At 36.1% G+C, this 19374-nt stretch carries 20 protein-coding genes; 3 read left to right on the top strand and 17 right to left on the bottom strand.

All coding sequences use genetic code 11. The features are described 5' to 3' along the window. Positions 1-62 precede the first annotated feature (62 nt). A protein-coding gene (locus MHH81_RS08485; RefSeq protein WP_445678082.1) for an IS3 family transposase occupies positions 63-1426 on the top strand; the annotation gives its coding sequence in 2 pieces (ribosomal slippage) (positions 63-555 and positions 555-1426; 1365 coding nt in all). 95 nt (positions 1427-1521) lie between these two features. On the opposite strand, the gene MHH81_RS08480 is transcribed toward MHH81_RS08485, so the two are convergent. The 5 genes from MHH81_RS08480 to MHH81_RS08455 form a co-directional block, all read right to left on the bottom strand. Beyond that, positions 1522-2502, bottom strand: coding sequence for an alpha/beta hydrolase (locus MHH81_RS08480; protein ID WP_340920065.1), 981 nt, complete (start codon positions 2500-2502; stop codon positions 1522-1524). A 184-nt stretch (positions 2503-2686) separates the two neighbouring features. After that, a complete protein-coding gene (locus MHH81_RS08475; RefSeq protein WP_340920063.1) occupies positions 2687-4054 on the bottom strand; it encodes a sensor histidine kinase in 1368 nt (455 codons plus the stop codon). Continuing rightward, positions 4051-4725, bottom strand: coding sequence for a response regulator transcription factor (locus MHH81_RS08470; protein ID WP_340920060.1), 675 nt, complete (start codon positions 4723-4725; stop codon positions 4051-4053). Before MHH81_RS08470 ends, MHH81_RS08475 begins: the two co-directional genes overlap by 4 nt. A gap of 502 nt (positions 4726-5227) precedes the next feature. Further along, positions 5228-6298 (bottom strand): LLM class flavin-dependent oxidoreductase, encoded by a 1071-nt coding sequence (locus MHH81_RS08460; protein WP_340920057.1) that lies wholly within the window; start codon positions 6296-6298, stop codon positions 5228-5230. 167 nt (positions 6299-6465) lie between these two features. Next, positions 6466-7689, bottom strand: a complete 1224-nt coding sequence (locus MHH81_RS08455) for an MFS transporter (protein ID WP_445678130.1) — start codon at positions 7687-7689, stop codon at positions 6466-6468. A 348-nt stretch (positions 7690-8037) separates the two neighbouring features. Between MHH81_RS08455 and MHH81_RS08450 the strand changes: the two genes are divergently transcribed. After that, on the top strand, positions 8038-8619 hold the full coding sequence (locus MHH81_RS08450) for a TetR/AcrR family transcriptional regulator (RefSeq protein WP_340920054.1): 582 nt from the start codon (positions 8038-8040) through the stop codon (positions 8617-8619). A gap of 430 nt (positions 8620-9049) precedes the next feature. Here the strand turns inward: MHH81_RS08450 and MHH81_RS08445 are convergent, their stop codons facing one another. The 7 genes from MHH81_RS08445 to MHH81_RS08415 form a co-directional block, all read right to left on the bottom strand. Next, positions 9050-9289 carry a hypothetical protein gene (locus MHH81_RS08445; protein WP_340920050.1) on the bottom strand — a complete coding sequence of 80 codons (240 nt, stop codon included), beginning with the start codon at positions 9287-9289 and terminating at the stop codon, positions 9050-9052. Positions 9290-9297: 8 nt separating this feature from the next. After that, complete coding sequence (locus MHH81_RS08440) at positions 9298-9648, bottom strand: hypothetical protein (RefSeq protein ID WP_340920047.1); 351 nt, start codon at positions 9646-9648, stop codon at positions 9298-9300. 261 nt (positions 9649-9909) lie between these two features. Beyond that, on the bottom strand, positions 9910-10359 hold the full coding sequence (locus MHH81_RS08435) for a DUF2269 family protein (protein ID WP_340920043.1): 450 nt from the start codon (positions 10357-10359) through the stop codon (positions 9910-9912). 478 nt (positions 10360-10837) lie between these two features. After that, positions 10838-11236: an MFS transporter gene (locus tag MHH81_RS08430; RefSeq protein ID WP_340920040.1), complete on the bottom strand. Its 399-nt coding sequence runs from the start codon at positions 11234-11236 to the stop codon at positions 10838-10840. 15 nt (positions 11237-11251) lie between these two features. Further along, the gene (locus tag MHH81_RS08425; protein WP_340920037.1) at positions 11252-11488 is read right to left on the bottom strand and encodes a hypothetical protein; all 237 of its coding nucleotides are present in this window, start codon (positions 11486-11488) and stop codon (positions 11252-11254) included. A 39-nt stretch (positions 11489-11527) separates the two neighbouring features. Beyond that, complete coding sequence (locus MHH81_RS08420) at positions 11528-12115, bottom strand: MFS transporter (RefSeq protein WP_340920035.1); 588 nt, start codon at positions 12113-12115, stop codon at positions 11528-11530. Between the two features lie 641 nt (positions 12116-12756). Continuing rightward, complete coding sequence (locus MHH81_RS08415; protein WP_340920032.1) at positions 12757-13293, bottom strand: TetR/AcrR family transcriptional regulator; 537 nt, start codon at positions 13291-13293, stop codon at positions 12757-12759. 240 nt (positions 13294-13533) lie between these two features. Here MHH81_RS08415 and MHH81_RS08410 point away from each other — a divergent pair, with 240 nt between their 5' ends. Beyond that, on the top strand, positions 13534-15741 hold the full coding sequence (locus MHH81_RS08410; RefSeq protein WP_340920029.1) for an MMPL family transporter: 2208 nt from the start codon (positions 13534-13536) through the stop codon (positions 15739-15741). Between the two features lie 393 nt (positions 15742-16134). Here MHH81_RS08410 and MHH81_RS08405 read toward each other — a convergent pair whose 3' ends face one another. The 5 genes from MHH81_RS08405 to MHH81_RS08385 all read right to left on the bottom strand — a co-directional run bounded on the left by MHH81_RS08405 (position 16135) and on the right by MHH81_RS08385 (position 19338). Next, positions 16135-16647: a GNAT family N-acetyltransferase gene (locus MHH81_RS08405; protein ID WP_340920027.1), complete on the bottom strand. Its 513-nt coding sequence runs from the start codon at positions 16645-16647 to the stop codon at positions 16135-16137. A 164-nt stretch (positions 16648-16811) separates the two neighbouring features. Next, positions 16812-16994, bottom strand: coding sequence for a PspC domain-containing protein (locus MHH81_RS08400; protein ID WP_340920024.1), 183 nt, complete (start codon positions 16992-16994; stop codon positions 16812-16814). Positions 16995-17217: 223 nt separating this feature from the next. Next, positions 17218-17658: a hypothetical protein gene (locus MHH81_RS08395; protein WP_340920022.1), complete on the bottom strand. Its 441-nt coding sequence runs from the start codon at positions 17656-17658 to the stop codon at positions 17218-17220. 20 nt (positions 17659-17678) lie between these two features. Further along, a complete protein-coding gene (locus MHH81_RS08390) occupies positions 17679-18500 on the bottom strand; it encodes an aminoglycoside adenylyltransferase domain-containing protein (RefSeq protein ID WP_340920020.1) in 822 nt (273 codons plus the stop codon). A gap of 394 nt (positions 18501-18894) precedes the next feature. After that, the gene (locus tag MHH81_RS08385) at positions 18895-19338 is read right to left on the bottom strand and encodes a DUF1131 family protein (protein ID WP_340920018.1); all 444 of its coding nucleotides are present in this window, start codon (positions 19336-19338) and stop codon (positions 18895-18897) included. Positions 19339-19374 lie beyond the last annotated feature (36 nt).

The following is a 19374-nucleotide window of genomic DNA, read 5'->3' as shown; positions in this document are numbered from 1 at the left end:
GACCACCGAAATGAACTGCCCCGTAAATGTTAGACACCAACTAACATTTACGGGGTGTTTTTATGTCTAAATATACAGTAGAAGTTAAATTACAAGCGGTGGTACGCTATTTAACTGGAAACGAAAGCTATCAAACTATTGCAGAAAGCATTGGCGCAGCTAAATCTCAAGTCATTACTTGGGTGAAATTATTTGAAGCACAGGGTGGAAAAGGGTTTAAGAAAGGCTATACAAGTTACTCATCTGGGTTTAAACTAGACGTACTTAATTTTATGAACGAAACAGGTACGTCTTTTCTAGAAACGGCAAGCACATTTAATATTTCTTCTCCGAGTATCATTTATCGGTGGGATCAGTTGCTTAAGACAAAAGGATTGGACGCGCTAGAACCAAAGAAAAAGGAGCGTCCATCCATGAAAAAAGAAACGAAAAAAGTTGAAGCACAAAAATCAATCCCAGCCGAAGACTCAATAGAAGCCCTACAAGCAAAAATCAAGCATTTAGAAATGGAGAATGCTTATTTAAAAAAGTTGAAAGCTTTAGTTCAGGCGCAGAAAAAATAACAAACAAAATCAAAGCGCAAGTAATTTTTGAACTAAAGGAACAATATGAGGTCGTGGATTTAGTTCAAATCGCTGACATTCCACGCGGCACTTATTCCTACTGGGAAAAGCGACTGAATCAAGTCGATAAATATGAGCCTGTTAAAGAAGTAATCAATATCATTTATCACGAACATAAGGGTCGTTATGGTTACCGTCGCATCACGAAAGAACTGCAGAAATACGGTTTTACGTATAACCCGAAGACCATTAACCGCTTGATGAATGAAATCGGTTTAAAATGTGAGGTCCTTATGAAGAAGTATCGCTCTTATAAAGGAAACGTCGGAAAAATCGCTCCTAATGTATTACAACGTGATTTCAAGGCGGAGAAAATGAATCAGAAATGGGTAACAGACGTGACCGAATTCCATCTCTTTGGAGAAAAACGTTATCTGTCACCTGTTCTTGATTTGTGTAATGGTGAAATTATCGCATATAAAGTCATGAATCGACCGGTCTATCAACTTGTAGGTGATATGTTAGACGAAGCTATTCTGCGCCTACAGCCAGGAGATGAAGTCATTCTTCATTCCGATCAAGGCTGGCAATATCAGATGAAAAAATATCAAAAAACACTACAAGAGCACCAGATAACGCAAAGTATGTCCCGTAAGGGAAACTGCTTAGATAATGCAGTCATCGAAAATTTCTTTGGCTTATTAAAATCAGAACTGCTTTATTTACAAGAGTTTGAGAGCATGGCGCATTTTGAAAAGGAATTAGAAGAATATCTTGAATATTACAATCACAAGCGAATGAAGGCAAAATTAAAAGACCTGAGTCCGGTAGAATACCGAACTCAGATCTTAGAAGCTGCCTAAAATATTTGTCTAACTTTATTGGGTCAGTTCAAAATGATGGTCTTGCAGACTGTAGACAAATGCATAAAATAGCGGATGAACCTTTCTCTGTACACTTACTTTAATTCTTTCATAAATACTCTAACGTTTTCAGCGATTTCTTTAAATTTGGTATGGTGTAAATAATGTGATCCATCCATGGTTACTAATTTTCCATGTACCGAGTCTTTGATCTGCCCTTCATGCAGAGGTATCCATCCTGCTACACCTTCATTATTCGCTTGTACAAAGAGAAGAAGTGGAAGATCTTTAGGGAAGGTTAAACCTTGAGCCCCTTTAAAATTAGACGAAATATGGTCCATCTCATTCAAGGTAGTGTCATTATACATGTTTTTATTCGAAATCATTTTCATTTGCTCTACGGTTTTTTCATCAAATGCCAGTCCAGCATAGGGGTCAGCACTTATTTTCATGGTCAATCTTAAGAGACCTGATTTTTTGAGAAATGCAAACGTTTTTAATGGGAATTTGATATCCATACCCGGTTGTGTTGCAACACTGCTATCGATTCCGACAAATGCAGTCACCTCGTTTGGATATTTGTTCACATAATCAATTCCGTAAATGCCTGTAATGGAGTGGCCCATGAGCATGTATCTGTTAATATTAAGCTGCTGTAGAGCTTCATGAACTTCACTTACCATATTCTCCGTGGTTCGCTCTTTTTCAGTTTCATCACTTAATCCATAACCGAAAGGCTCTACCGCAACAACTTTGTAAAATGGAGATAATTCATCGATAAGAAGCTTAAAATCAAGCCCTGGTGTAGCTGTTCCATAACCAGGCAGCAGTACGATCGTTTCCTCGCCCTCGCCTTGAATTAACACATTCATATTTTTCCCGTCTACAGATACGTGCTGACCGTAGGGCACTATTTGTTTCTGCTCCGAATGACTACTCATCACATTAGCGATATAAACAACACCTAGAAAAAGAACAATGGCTATAACGATTGCTCCTATGGTTTTAAGTAAGATGTTTCGCACTTTCTTTATTTTCGTTCCACTCCCCGTTTTCTTTTCCTCTTGTTGTGTCACTGTCATCTTCTCCTGTCCTGATCTGTTTGTTTGGCTTCCTTCTTGTGCCGCTAATGAAATCTTAACTAATGAAGATGTACTCCCCATGACGACAATATGAACTGAATATGAACAAGCAAAAAAATACTACGGCTCACGTACAAGAAAGCTTGCATGTGAGCCGTAGCATAGAGAATGAATCTAACTAATCTGTTGGTGTAGTGATTGGCAAGGTGACAATGAGGGTGGTTCCTTGATCAGGTTCACTTTCCACTCGGATGTCACCTTGATGAAGCGATACGATCTGTTTAACGATGGCGAGTCCCATACCACTACCGTCATACTTACGACTGTGGGAACGATCGGCCTTAAAAAACCGCTCGAATATACGCTTCTGGTCCTCAAGGGGAATACCAAGGCCAGTGTCGGATATTCGGACTGTCGCGTTTTTGATATCTTGTTTGATGCTTACGTTAATCACGCCGCCATCCTCGGAAAATTTGATGCTATTTCTGAGGATATTCGTCCATACTTGATTTAACTGGTCATGATCAGCCGTTACTTTAACTGTCTGTAAATCAAGCTCGAAATGTATGTTGCGAGCAGACCATTGCGGCTGGAGCGCCACGATTACCCGTCGGATTTGTTCATCGAGGCTGAGCGTGACGAGCCGCAGTTGCTTTGACTGCGATTCAAGCATACTCAGCTTTAGCAGGCTATCGCTCATTTTGGACATCCTTTTCGCTTCAGCGATGATAATATCAAGATAACGGCTTCGTTCGTGATCTGAGAGGTCAACTTGCTTAAGCGCTAGAGCATAACCAGATATCGAAGTGAGCGGAGACTGAACCTCGTGCGACACGTTCGTTACGAATTCCCTGCGCATCTGCTCAAGTTGCTGCAGATCGTGCATCATTTCTTCGAAGCTGCGAGCCAAAGTACCCAGCTCACTCGTTTGCTTAATATTCAGCTTGACGTTGAAATCTCCAGATGCTATCCGCTTGGTCGCTTTTGTCAGCTTTTTGATCGGTCTTACCAGGAATACAGAGGCAACTAGAATCAATAAACTTCCTGCAATCAACGAACAGGTTGCAAAGATCAATGCCCACTTTGTGACAAAAGAGGCAGAAGGGGGGGCGAGCGTTTCCAAAAACATCGCTTTCGTTCCCATTTCCGTTTTCAACGGCAACCCTAAGAGGACCGTAGCAATACCATTCGGAGTATCCTGTACAACGCCTCCATCTAATACTTTCTTTAGTTGCTCCATCGTCACAGGCGCAGGTTTGTGTCCGTGAAGTTTTCCGTAAGACTGGAACTGACCCGTTGCTTCGTAAATTCGAATATAATAGGAATCGAGCTGCTTCATTTCACTTACGAACGAGTCCGCTTCACGTAACGGAAGGGTCTTGTAAATCCGGACGATGTCTTGGCCAAAGTTACGTAAGTTGATTTGAGCGCTTTCGTTCAATTTATCTTCGAATATCCAAGTTGACACAAAAAAAGAAATGATCGTGCCCCCGATGACGGAGACTAGAAATGTCAGGACAACACGTATATATAAGGATCTGATCATTCGTAAACCTCAAGCCGATACCCAAGCCCGCGCACCGTTTCGATTCGAAAATCGGGTGTCGTCGCGAACCGTTCACGCAGGCGTTTAATATGTACGTCTACCGTTCGATCATCTCCGACGTAATCGATACCCCAAATCTGATCGATCAACTGCTCGCGAGTATAGACTTGTCCGGGTGTTCCAGCGAGCTTATACAGCAATTCGAACTCCTTTAGCGGCAACGTAAGCGACTCAGTCCCACTCATCACCTTATAGGTCTGTCGATCAAGGATGACGTTCCCGAAATGGATCGTCTGCGTGGAGCCAATCTTGTATCGTTTGAGTAGTGCCCTAACACGAACCGTCAACTCTAACGGATCGAATGGTTTCGTTAAATAATCGTCCGTCCCAAGTTCGAAACCTTTCACTTTCTCCCATGTTTCTCCTCTCGCAGTCAGCATAAGTAAAGGAAGATCAGGATTGGCTCTTCGGAGCTCCTTGCATAACGTCCAACCATCCATAATTGGCATCATAATGTCTAGCACGACAAGATCGACATGCATTGAGGTGTAGACGGCCAGTGCTTCCTTGCCATCCGCGGCTTCGGCTGTTGCGAATCCGTCGTTGCGTAGAAATAAACAGACGAGTTCGCGAATGTTCGCATCGTCGTCAGCAACCAGTATAGTAGGCATCGGTTCCCTCTTTTCCCTGTTTTCCATCGCATTATTTCAAGTAATCATTATACTATAAATTAACACGTATGTTGATTAACCAAAGTTATACTGTTTCTTGATTTATCGACCTGTAAAATTTCAGTGTTTTTTTCAAACTAATTTGCCACTCAATCGACAGGGCATCACAAAGAAACAGGCGTGTGAAACCTGCAAATGACAAGCGTTTGTTTTGTTTTGTTTTGTTTTTTCTTCTGGCCTTGTACATGAAGAAATTTCAGCAAAACATAGACAATCATAGCTGTGAATAACTGATTGAACAACGCATTGGATATTGTGCCAAACAATACGGGAACGTTCAAAATATTAAATCAATTCAAACTCTCATTCTATTTTTTCTTTAGCAATCAATTACTAAGTACTAGGTCCTCAATGAATTTAAATAAGTAAGAATTCTCTTCAATTGTTTGCATTAACTGAAACAAAATTTATCATCTCAATTTCGTATGAGTCCTTATGAATCTTACTTGAATGATGATACATTTTCTGTCTCAGCCTCCCACTTGGTTATTTCCTCTCGAACCCGTGGCGCTACCTCTGTTCCTAGCAGCTCAATAGCTCTCATCACTTGGTCATGCGGCATAGTGCTTAACGGTACATACATCATAAAGCGTGTGATGCCCACATTTTTACGAAGGTGAATGATCTTTTGAGCAACAGTTTCTGGATCGCCGACATACAGTGCACCTTCAAAACTGCGCGCGGCATCGAAGTTAGAACGGTCATAATGCGCCCACCCCCGCTCTTTGCCGAGTTTATTCATGCCTGCCTGGGTAGATGGGAAAAACATATCTGCTGCTTTTTCAGTATTCTCTGCAATAAACCCTATCGAATGCGATCCAACCTTAAGCCGTGATTCGTCGTGACCAGCATGCGCTGCTGCTTTCTTATAAAGCTGCACGAGCGGTTCAAACTGTATCGGGTTTCCACCAATAATCGCCAGCATCAGTGGCAGTCCTAGCAAACCAGCACGGATAGCTGACTCCTGATTTCCCCCGCTGCCAACCCATATCGGTAAAGGATTTTGAACGGGCCGTGGATATATTCCCAAATTGTTAATCGCCGCTCGATGCCTACCTTTCCAGGTTACTTTTTCGGCCTCACGTAATTTAAGGAGCAATTCCAAATGTTCTTCAAACAGCTCATCATAATCATTCAAGTTATAGCCAAACAATGGAAAAGATTCAACAAATGAACCCCTGCCCGCCATAATCTCCGCACGCCCATTTGAAATACCATCCAACGTAGAAAAATCCTGAAAAACGCGCACCGGATCAGCTGAAGAAAGCACCGTAACTGCACTAGTCAGCCGAATCCGTTTCGTCAGCGAAGCAGCTGCAGACATCACAACTGCTGGTGAAGAGGCCGCATAATCTTCCCGATGATGCTCACCTATGCCAAACACATCAAGTCCCACCTGATCAGCAAGAACAATTTCCTCTATCACTTCACGCAATCGTTGTGCGTGACTCATCACTTCTCCAGTCTGAATATCTGGCTTAGTTTCTACAAATGAAGTAATACCTATTTCCATGTACAATCCTCTCCTATTTCAAATTTTTCTCCACCACAGCTTTGAAAGCAACAAATTACAATATCAGATCTTTATTCTGTCCTAGTATTTATTTCTTCTAAAACTGGTTGCTATGTAGCTCAGATTCATGATGTTGAATCTGGATATGATAAGACACAGGCTTATTTTTATCCGGAAGCCGCATCGCGCCTAGTCATTGCCCAAAATAGAAGAGCTAAAGCACTAACTGACGCCCCGAGCAAGCATACTCCTTCCCAACCATAGTGCGCATACATTTGGGTAGAAGCAATTGAACCGCTAGCACTGCCGATAGAATAAAACACCATGTACCCTGCAGTTAGCCGACTACGTGCCTCCTGTCGCAATGGAAGAATCATAGTTTGATTAGTGACATGTATGGCTTGTACAGCCAAGTCAAGCAGAACAATACCTATAACTAATGCGAATAGAGACTGCTCTGTATAGCTGATGAAAAACCATGAAATCAACAATAGAATCAAAGCAATGCCCGTCGTTCTCTGTCCGTAACCCCGATCAGCTAGCTTCCCTGCTCGAGCTGCAGATAAAGCCCCAGCCACTCCTACAAGACCAAGTGCTCCAATTGCGCTATGCGAAAGAGAAAATGGCGGAGTGCTAAGGGGCAGTACGAGTGAAGTCCACAAAATGCTGAAATCAGCAAAAATCAGCAGGGCAAGAACAGAGCGGATGCGTAAGATCCGTTCTTGTTTAAACAATATAAGCACCGATCTAAGCAACTTAGAATAGTACAGTGACTTTACCTCCCGCTCAACATTGGGCAATACCCTAAAAAACATACAAACCATAAAAAGCATTAGCGCAGCAGAGACTAGATACACGGAACGCCAACCCGCAACATCCGTTAATATTCCTGCAAAGGACCGCGCAAGAAGTATGCCGATTACAATCCCGCTTGTTACAATACCAACGACACGTCCTCGTTCAGCAGGAGCAGCCATAGATGCTGCGAACGCCACAAGAGTCTGAGTTACGACCGCAAGAAGTCCCACTAAAGCCATTCCTGCAAATAGTATCGTGCTGGTGGAAGCAGTTCCAACTATAACCAAGACTATTATGGATAAGAACATCTGGCCGATAATCAAGAGGCGCTGGTTCAGCAAATCACCAAGCGGCACTAACAGCAGCAATCCTAATCCATAAAAGATTTGAGTGATGGTAATAACAATTCCAATGATGGAATGGTCAATACCAAACTCACTCGACAGCTGATCTAGTAGCGGCTGTGCGAAGTAGATGTTGGCGACTGACATCCCACAGGCAGCCGCAAATAATAATGACACATTACGAGACATGGAAGAGACACGGACTGAATCAGATGAGATAAATGTTCCCCGAGTTGAATTCGCTTTTATCTCTATATTGACTGCTATTTTTTCTTTAATTTCCTCCAATCTGTACACCCCCTTATTCCATTAATTTTAGATACCGAGAAATATAACGTACCGAACAGTATGTTATATTGCTTGGTAAATATAACTCACAGAAACTAATTTTGTCAACGAATAAATTACATCTCGGGTAATCACGTCTTTGTATCTGGAAATCCCTTGTTAGGTTTAACTAACCTACATTTGACAATATTAAGAGAAAAATATATATTTATAATATACTGTTCAGTACGTAATTAAAGGCAATTGGCAGTTTCAGATGATAGATATAATTAAATATAAAAAAATCAAGAGTAACGAGAGGTTTTGACTATGGGACGAACCCGCGAATTTGAAGAAGAAAGAGTATTAGAAGCAGCTATGCAACTATTTTGGGAGAAGGGATATGAAGCAACCTCATTAAGTGATTTAACTTCCAGAATGGGAATTCAACGACCCAGTATTTACTCTACCTTTGGGGGTAAAAAAGATTTGTTCGAAGCCGCTCTACGCAAATACACGATGTCCCGTGCTTCTGATATCCGAACCAGACTTCAAAACTTTCCATCAGTAAAAGAAGCATTTTGCACTTTTTTTGAAGAAGTGGTTGCTGAGGAATATACAGAAAGTCACAGCCGAGGATGCTTTTGCATCAATACAATGGTCGAACTTGCACCTCATGATGAGAAATTTGAAATTCTTACAAGGGAACATCAAATGTACCTTTCAATCATATTTCAAGAAACCATTGAACGAGGTATACAATCAGGTGAACTCGAGACCGATGTAAACGCGAAGGCCTTAGCACAGGCTCTAATCGTATCGTTAATTGGACTAACCGTAATAATGAAATCTCGTCCAAAACGATCATTTGTTGATAATGCAATAAAAGAGATACTTACATTGCTTAAGTAGCTCTGAATGCCTCAATTTTATTTGTCTGGTTATATGAATCAAAAATTTATATACTTCTAAAACTTTTAATTTCATTCTCCTCTTCTAATTCAAACGTAAAATAAAAAACTCCCTCTTGAAAAAGAGAGAGTTTTTGTTTACATCGTGAATTTTCTTACCTGTAGAAGTCCATTTAGCTGTTACTTCAACACCAATTGGCAGATTGATCTGCTGCGTTAGTTTAAGTGAAACTCTTCACATTTACCGAAAAGTTCACCGTCTCTTTAGTTGATACGGTATAGGTCAAATACCCTCAATATCCTGAAGTAGAACAAGCCAACTATTGTTGACTTGTTCTACTTAGTTCCTAGTTTACGGGGTTACGTTATTTTTTCTATTAGTATCTCTTGTAAGCTGACATGATTGTATTGCTGAAGAAATCTCTAGATAATTAATATTCATAATCATCTTCATCTATAATAAATTGAACTCCTTCAATAAAATACTTACTTTTTCTCAAATTACTTAACGAATACTTCTCTTTATTCGTCAACAACTCCCAATCTATTCCATCATAACCAACCCAAATGTAAAAGGTATCTATTTCCTTGAAATTCAACGATACCAAAAATTTACCGCCGTCTGTATTTTCTTCTTCAAATAAAATTTCTTTTGCTGGAGAAATGAACAAATACCCATCTAATGCATGATATGATAAAAAGTTCCACTTAGATATTTCTCTAAATCATTAAGTGTATTCACCTCAATACGATAATAGTAATCGGTATTTTTATTTAGTACTAGATTCGTGACAAAATGTAAGTGAATATCATCATTAACTGTTTCTTTACCTTTAATCTTCAAATGTAGGTAAACTGGAAACTCTTCATTTTCTAAAACAAACTGGTAAATAGAATCTAAAACATTATTATAATCTAATCCTCTAGGGTCATCAGGAGTAACTGAATAAGAATAAATACTTGGAATGTTAGATACAGTATACTCGTTGTGAACTCCCCGTAAAAATTTGCTTAATTCAACTTTCATCACTCATTTTCGCCTCTTTATAATCCTTATTATGACTTGAAGTTTTGATAACCGTAGCTCTAGGGTATAATCAATGTCGTTTTCTCCATCTTTCTTAAACTAACCTGCTGAGTTAGTTTAAGTGTAACATTTCACAATGGATAGCCGAAATATACTTGATGTTTTGGACGTAAAAACACCCCGTAAATGTTAGTTGGTGTCTAACATTTACGAGGCAGTTCAAAATGATGGTCTTGTTTAACTAAAACACCGTTAGTGAAATATTCAAAAAGGTTTGGCAACCATTAAATAAAGAATAAGAATAGGAATTATCGTTGATATTATCCCAATAACATCCCAAGTTCTAGAGACTTTTTTATAATCAATTTTATTGAATTCTTCCCCGCTATATTTAATCATTTTTCTTTGTAGGGGTAATAAAAGAGTAATCCATATCACTCCTGTAATTGCAAATAAAGCTAAGGAAATTGTTAACCAGTTTATTTCATCAAGGGAATAATTACTTTTTATTGTTAATAAAAATCCAGTAATTAGTAAAGAGATAATACTGGGTAAAGTAAATACATAATCAGCAACCATAATATTCTTTGCTGTTTTGTTAATATGTGTTTCATCTCCAGAAAATTCCGCCTTTAGTTTCCAAAAAGCAGCCGTGATAATATTTCCAACAAAAATAATTGCCGAAATAATATGTATTAACACTAAATAAACCATTTTTATCTTCTCCCCTTTCTCCGTACACTAGCACTTTATATATTCGTTTTTTGCTTTCCATCTATAATTCTACATTTCGACAGGTAAATTAAATAGTCCTCTAATAGTTCTACTTAAATTAAACTGCCTCGTTAGCAATCCATGAAACCACGCTTCACCAGAGAATATGGAAGAAAATTACGTTCTTCCATGGTAGTTGAACAAGCTTTTAGTTCAATAAGAAACAAGTGTTGTTTTTGGCATTTCATTGATTTTCAAGTAAAGCTCCCATTAGTCGAAGATATAAACAACATTTAATTTTTTTATATAAACTTAACTAAGAAAGGATAACTAAAAAATAGCAGTATATAAGTTTACAGACTTTAAAATTAGAATTACGGTCAATAGTATAAGTTTTTCTCTAGGGGTCCTACTTAAACAAAGTCTATATTTGAACAAGTCATTTGTGTTGTTCTATTAGAAATTAAACTTCTGATGATTATGAACTCTTCTGAGACAATGGTTGAGTAAGACCAAGTATTTTGCTTTTTGATAGAACAACTACGATTCCTAATAAAATCATTAATATACCTGCTATAAGGAAAACTCCACCTACTCCAATAAACTTTGTTAAAACAGTTCCTACTAACGGAGCAACAACCATTGATACATTAATCATAGCATCACCTGTGCTAGAAACTCTTCCTAGATAGTTTGAAGGTGTTCTAGATTGCAGTATATACCCGTAGGTAACTGAAAATGAAGATACACCTATTCCAATTAGAAACCAAATTGAGATCCATAATATAGGAACATTAGGTAGGATGCCAAATCCTCCAAAACTTAAAACAATAATTAATGAACCGGTTACCATTGCTGCAAAACAAATTAATAACAAATGATTTACGTTCTTTCACCATTGACCAATTAGTAAGGAACCCACTATACTTCCTAAACCAACTGCGCTAATTAAGAAGCCAAAAACTGTTTCATTTAGACCAACTGATTTTGCTAACAGTGGCCCTAAACTATTAAAGAGAAAGATGACAAAAAATGCTGCAGCATTAAAACCAATTACCACAAATAGAATACGTATTGAATAGATAAAATTTAACCCTTCTTGAAACTCTCTAAAAAATTGTCCCTTCACGTTCTTTTGTTTCTTACTTTCCTTTATTTTATTTAACTGTTACTCATTACTAAGATTTAATGGCAAGCTATAAATTAGAATAGCCGAAATAATATAGGTAATAGAGTTAATAATAAATGCTCCCGAAGGTTGGATGACGAGTAATAATAGTCCGCTTATTACTGGTCCGAGAACTTTTGATGTATATATCGAAAGTTGAGACAATGAATTGGCTTGAAGAAGTAAACTTTCTGGAACGATTAATCGGAAAGTTACTTGACGAGATGAGTTGAAAAAAGCATTCAATACCCCTCTTAGAAAAACAAGACTTAGTAAAATATAGATATTAGGGGTCCATATAAAACTACATACAATGGCGGCACGAAGTAAATCAGAAAATATCATGACATTTCTCCAATTCATTCTGTCGACCAAAACACCAACAAATGGACCAATAAGTACATATGGCAAGCCAATGAAAATATAGAAAAAAGCTAAAGCAGTTGATCCTAATTCCCATTTATAAGCAATTAGGACCAATAGAGCAGTGAAGTCTATCCAATTACCGAAATCAGAAATAACCTGTGCAGCATAAAACCTTCGAAAATTTTTGATTTTTAAAGGGTCGGCCATTAATTTATTGAACAAAAAATCTCACTCCATTCCAATAAAATCATTTCTCCTTAGATTTAGTCACATTAACATTTGAAGCACACGATCTCAAATGACATATGACAGTCATAACCTAAGCACAAGAAAGGATCCACTTGAAATATAAACCCCTCTTATCCAATCTTATATATAAACTACAGCAAGCTCTCTTTTATATGACAAACATTTCAATCGGTAACTCCTAAATAATACTCACCTTATTAAATACCATTTTTTTGAAATTGGTCTGACCACTAATAGTAACTATACAAAAAAATGTCACTCAATTCAATATTATTCAAAAAATACCCAATATTAAATTGTGGACTAAAAAAGAGAACGACTAAATGTAAGCCGTTCCCTATCGAATCATTATCCAAATGGTCTCATCTTTAACTAAACTGCTTTTTTATCTCATAAGAAAAAAGAGTTGCCTAAGCAACTCCACGATCTTTAACTAAATCATCCGTTAGTTTAAGTGAAACCTCACATTTTCTCGAAAAGTTTACCATCTCTTAAGCTAATTCGGTATAGAATGATTTTAAGTAAATTACTCAAGGATAAGACTCTTTTTTATTATGGATCTCTGTTCCTATTAATGACAATTATTCATAATATTAAATTACTGTTTATTGAGATCAGGTGACGTTCATACTTTCTAAGATTTGTACAACTTCTTCAGTTGGAATTTTCATATCATCATTTATCCATTTTCGAATTACTTCAATGATTCCTCCTATCGAATACGTGAAAAAATATTCTAAATGAGTCTCATCAGCATTTGGTAACTGTTTCTTTATTTCTGCAATTGTTATATCATGAACAGAATTCAAAACTGTATTTAATACATGAGAGCTATTTTTTTCATTAAAAATGATTTTACAGAGCTCCTTATTTATAAGTATCAATTTTAAAAGTTCATGAAGTATATTTTGTTCTCCTGAAATATTAATTGTACTCATCATTTTCTCTATCATTTCTCCTTCAATACTTCTCATTAAATCAAATGGATCATTGTAATAAGAATAAAAAGTTCCACGATTAATATCTGCTTCTTTGCAAATATCCGTAACAGTAATTTTATTTAAGTTTTTTTCTTGTAGAAGCAGTAAAAAAGCTTCTATAATTACCTTTTTACTATACAATGTTCTTCGGTTTCCTGTTGTACCAACCACGTTTTTCCCTCCAACTTATTAACCAAATCTCTTCAATATGTTATTAAATGAACAAAACATTAATAAATGACTATTTAATAACACATGTTTTCATTTTGCTTATTGTTACCTTCAATTAGCTTTAATATACTATGTCTATGCCATTAAATCAACAAGGTGTTCAAATAATAACTCGTCGTTCAATAGTATCTAGTTGTTTTAATGTGTTGTATGTAATATTAGGATGAAAGGAAGCTGTTAATGGCAAAGTATCTTTATAAATTAGGAAAATGGGCGGCAAACAATAGTAAAAAAATAATTGGAGGCTCTTTGACAGGTCTCCTTGCGATAGCAATTATTGCAATGAATCTGGGACCAAATTTTTCTGAAGACATGTCTATACCTGGATCGGAATCAGAAAAAGCCCTTCAACTCATTAAAAAAGAATTTCCCTCTAATACAGGAGGTCAAGTACAGTTAGTATTAAAAGCACCTGAAAATAAAACCTTAGATTCTGAAGAGATTAATAAAGTTATTTCGGATACATTGAAAATGATAAAAGAAAAAGATGGTCATGTTGTTTCTGTAGTAAGCCCATTAGAGTTAGGGAATTTAAGCAAAGATAAAAAAATAGGTTATGCAATTGTTACTTATAATGTAGCAGCAGACAAGGTGTCGGAAAAATCAAAGGAAAATATTATTGAAAACATTGAAAATACACGTGATGCTGGAATTCAAACAGAATTAGCTGGTGATGTTTTATTTTCTGAAATGGAAATTGGAGGAATCACAGAAGTTATTGGGGTTGTTGTTGCTTATGTTATATTGGCAATTACTTTTATTTCCTTCTTAGCGGCTGGGTTGCCAATTATTACGGCGGTTATTGGACTAGCTATAGGAATTTTATTGATTGTGATTGGAACAAATTATTTGGATATTACCTCTGTTTCAATAACGTTAGCAGCAATGTTGGGACTGGCAGTAGGCATTGATTACGCTCTCTTTATTATGACTCGTTTTAGACAACAAAGGAAAGAAGGATATTCTGTCCAAGAGTCTGTAGCAATTGCAAATGGAACAGCAGGAAGTGCTGTAGTGTTTGCTGGCATAACAGTCATCATTGCGCTCTTAGGTTTATCTGTTGCAAAAATACCATTTTTAACAATGATGGGTCTATCTGCTGCTCTTTGCGTATTATTAGCAATATTTATTGCAATAATTGTGGTTCCAGCTTTTTTAGGTCTGATGGGACATAAAGTGGGACCAGATCGAAAAAATACTTTTTTAAGCAAAATTATTAAAGGTAATAAAAAACAAACTACTTCCGATAGATGGGGACATTTTGTAGCAAAAAGCCCGTGGAAGGTAGCAGTTATTGGAATTGCACTTCTTTCTATAATGGCTATCCCTGTTTCTTATATGGAACTCGGATTACCAGATAACGGTTCGAAAAATGAAGAGACAACAGAAAGAAAAGCATATGATTTACTTACTAAAGCCTATGGACCAGGCCATCATGCAACATTAATAGTAGCTGCTAAAACCTCAAGTAGAACAATCAATCCACAAGTGGCATTAAGTGATACTGTAGAAGAGTTAAGTGGGTTATCAAATGTAAAAAATGTTAGTCCAGCAATTCCTGGACCTTCAGGAGAATTGTATCTTATTTCTATAACTCCAGAGACAGGAGCATCCGATTCGGAAACAAAAGATCTTGTAAACGATATTAGAGAAAAGGCAAAGACCTTGGAAAAATCCGAACATATAAAATTAATGGTTACAGGTAATACGGCTGTAAACATTGATATTTCACAAAAATTGAGTGATGCATTGCCAATATTCGCTTTATTAATTATTGGATTTTCATTCATTTTATTAGTACTAGTATTCAGGTCTATTCTAGTTCCATTAAAAGCAGTTCTAGGATTTTTACTTTCTTTAGGTGCAACATTAGGATTCACTGTATTTGTTATACAAGATGGAAATTTAATTGATTTATTTGGATTTCCCATCGCTAATCCTGTATTAAGCTTCTTACCAGTCATTGTGATAGGGATTTTATTTGGGTTAGCAATGGACTATGAGGTTTTTCTAGTTAGTAGAATGCGTGAAGTATTTACACGTACTGGGAATGCACGCGAAGCTGTTTTAGCAGGAATGAGAGATAGTGGTGGAGTAGTAACAGCTGCTGGGTTGATTATGATTTCAGTATTTACTGGATTCATGTTAGCTCCAGATCCAATAATTAAAGCAATGGGCTTTTCTCTCACATTTGGCGTTATATTTGATGCTTTTGTAGTAAGAATGGCTATTGTACCAGCAGTAATGATCATAATGGGAAAAGCTTCTTGGTACTTGCCAAAGTGGTTAGATAAATTACTACCAAATTTAGATATTGAAGGAGAATCATTTATGAAAGAAATTGAAAGAAAAAGGGATCAAAAGGAGAAAGATGTTAAGTTCGAATAATGCATAAATGTTTTTAACTAATGAGGCTGAGGGCAGTCAACCTTGTTATTCTTCAGTACTTTTCTATATTAAAAAGTTAGAATTTGGTTTTATAGAATTAATTTGTAATTATCGTGAAATAAGTTGCTTAAACTGAATTTATTAGCTAAATGGCTAATTGGTGCTCTAGTGCAACAGGGATATCAAAAATGATCTTACTTTTTTATAAAAAAGTCCATCGGTCGTATTAATTAAGAGCATGTTTTGATCAATCTTTTTTCAAAACATGCTCTTTCTGTTTGTTCATTTATCAAGGTTATTAGAATTAACTTAATCGAACTTATTCTAAAGCAACATCTTCAAATTCCATGAAAACGACATCGCTAAATTAGGAGTTTGGCAGTTCAAGAACAATTAATCAAATATATTTCTAATATTATCCCAGCCGTATACTAGTTCATTTATTTTCTTGCCAGCAATCTCTACTACAACTTTGTTTATTTGCTTACCACCAATTGCTTCGTAAAACCGCCTTGAATTATTCTCTTCTAATACAAGTACAAGCATTGTGTTTATTCCTGAATTTTGAATTTCCTTAATTACTGATTTTACGAGGAGTCTTCCTATTCCTTGTCCCTGATATTCTTCTAAAATATAGATAGAGCTTAGTTCTCCCTCATATTCTTTATACTTGCCACTTCTTTCTTTTCCACCTGATGCAAAACCAACAATCTTTCCTTCATCATTCTCTGCTACAAACACATTACCTTTTGGAATATTTGTTTCCCACAATTGTTTTCGTCTTTTATAGGATAAGTTCATTAAGTATTCATCAGGTAGAATACTTCTGTATGTAGTTCTCCAGCTGTCTACATGTACTAAAGCTATTCCATTTGCATCAGATAATTTAGCTTCTCTTACTTTCATAAAGACACCCCTTTTCCTATATTTTTATATACTGTGAATCACACGTCTTGTTCAACTAACCTCCCCCTTTAGTTGAATAACGTTAGGCAGTCTCCTGACAGCCTTATTCTGCTACAGCACCCAGTTAGCTTAACAAGGGTTGATTTGATTTGATTTGATTTAATTTAATATAAATTATTATCATTTTCTAAAGTCACTGCTAAAAATAAATACACAATAATAGATGCTGGACTTGTAAAGAAAAATATTAACCTAACGATAGTAGAAGATATACCGAAAAATTCTGCAATCCCTCCACAAACGCCCCGTAATAACCTATCTTTTGAAGATTTCTTTAATTTTTGCATAATAATACCTCCTTCATATTTTTAATTGGACAGTGTTAAATTGATTTGCAAAGCTGAAAGCAAATTTTATTTCTTATTGAACTAAACAGCCTCGTTACTTGAATAAGAAAAAGGCTCTACTTCTTCTAAAGTAAAGCACCCCGTAGTGAAATAAATTGTTTATTTTTTTTAAAAGTGAAGAAGGGCGACCCAAGTTTCAGTTTAGATCGCCCTCTTTTTTGTATTATTTTATATTAATATCAAAAACATAAGATATTTTTCCTTCATTCCATTCTGCCATAACTTCATAAATATAATTGCCCTCTTTCGATGGTAGGGTTATTTCATTTTCTTTAAGTTCAACAGTCTGACTTGTACCATCTTCATTCCATTGATTTACGATTATTGAAGAAGGATTTTGTTCAACTTCTATTTTTAACTTATCATCTTTTTCAACTTCTAATGTATTGAATTCATCTGCTAGGTCATAAATATTGGAATCATTAAGCTTTCTAGTTTCAAATTCTTTTTCTTTCCATACGAATTCATCTATCATCATTGAATAATCTTGATTTCCTACAATAACTTTACCCTGTGCTTGGACATAATCAGTAGAAGGCTGAGGTATTCCATTACAACCAGCAATAAAAATAACAATCAACATTAATAAAATTATTTTTTTCACATTACTCCCACTCTCAACTTTTAGACCTTTTTTTTATTCATATTATTACAATAATCAAGTATGTAGTTCATACATTGAATTGTGTCATTAATCCGTTGTTTTTTAGATTCACAGTAACGTATGTTTAATCCTTCTCGAATACTTAACGCTTCTTTAATGATGTTATGCCATCTTTCTGGCATATAATTAATTGCATTTTTGCCCGCATCTACTTTTGAAATGATTTCATGTTCTCTAAGTGTATAGAATTGGCGTAACATTCCAGTAATAGACCATTGTACTTCCCTATCCACAAGTTTGTTTGGGAATAGAAGCACTACTCTTTTGAATCTTGAAATTGTATTCATTCGATTCAACCAATAGCTGTTCATATTATTTAGTACGTAATCAGCCAAAGCACTTTCATCAACATCAAAGTGGAATGATGTTATCTCAGGACCAATAATGCTGATCCCTTTGTCTCTCAGAATCCACCAAGTAATCGGATTAATAACGTGTTTACTCCAACCTATCTTACCTTCGTTTACGTATAAACATTTTTTTGTTTCAGTCTGTTTCTTACCTATGTCTTCCCAAAGAAGGTAGCATCCGTCCATTCCTGTTTTTTTAAATTTATTTTTTAATTCTCGATGAGTATCAGATAATATTTTTACCTCTTCTTCAGATAAATGACGGTTTAAAATTGCAATGAAATCAATATCGCTAGTGCCATTAATATAAGCGTTAAGGGCAATTGAACCGTGTAAATATAATCCTTCAAGTGTATTGGGAATTCTTTCATGAAATAAGGAAATATACACACTTAATATATTTTGGACTGGTAGGGGTATTTTTGCATCCATAAAATCGCTCCTTTCTTTAAAACGCTAAACAATCATATGTGATATGTCATTGCTTTTTCCTTTGACTATAAAAAGTCAAATGCCTGGACCTGAATTTCATTTTTTGGTGCATCTACATCTGTTGCTTTTTCTAAACTTATATTCATTAAAGCCATCCCCTTTGGCAACATTCTTTTAATACTATAAAATAACCTTGTTCAGTTAAGCTGCACGTTATTGAAAAAACGTCTCCACTTAGTGTAGGATGTCAACTCCTTAAATTCTCACTACGAAAATCTGCAAGCAGAACTCCTTCGTTTCGATTTACCGTTGACACTTTGCCATAATCTATCGTTCTCCATTTAGCAAAAAGCCCACCAAATAGGTGAGCTTAGGATAAATTTTCCTTTGATTATTAATTAACCAATGCAGAACTTGTTCCACTGAACGTAGCAAACCAACCATTTAAAGATTTTACAATTTCGATTACTCTATACCAATCTTCTCCACTGTCTTCTTCATAATAATAGGTCTCTGATATATCGGAGTAATTTGTATAAAATACTTCAATTGTTTTGTCCTCTGAAGAAACAGATATAATTTGGCCATCTTCGTAACCTATGTCGTTCCTTGTTAAATATGAGTTGTCTAAAGAATCTGAAACAGATATAATTTGACCATCTTCGTAACTCATGTCGTTCTCGACAGCATATGAGTCGTCTAAAGAATCTGAAACAGAAATAACTTGGTCATCTTCATAACTTTTGTCGTTCTTGACAGCAAAAGAATTTGTTGAAAATGAAAAAATCACAAAGACTAATCCTACTAAAAGCAATAATATACTTAATTGCTTTTTCATTTACATCACCTTTCTTAATCTTATTTTACTTTATTA

The sequence above is a fragment of the Psychrobacillus sp. FSL H8-0484 genome (genome assembly GCF_038005325.1).
GTDB lineage: Bacteria > Bacillota > Bacilli > Bacillales_A > Planococcaceae > Psychrobacillus.
Note: the sequence above shows the minus strand (reverse complement) of the source record. Positions and strands in the feature narration are given on the sequence as shown.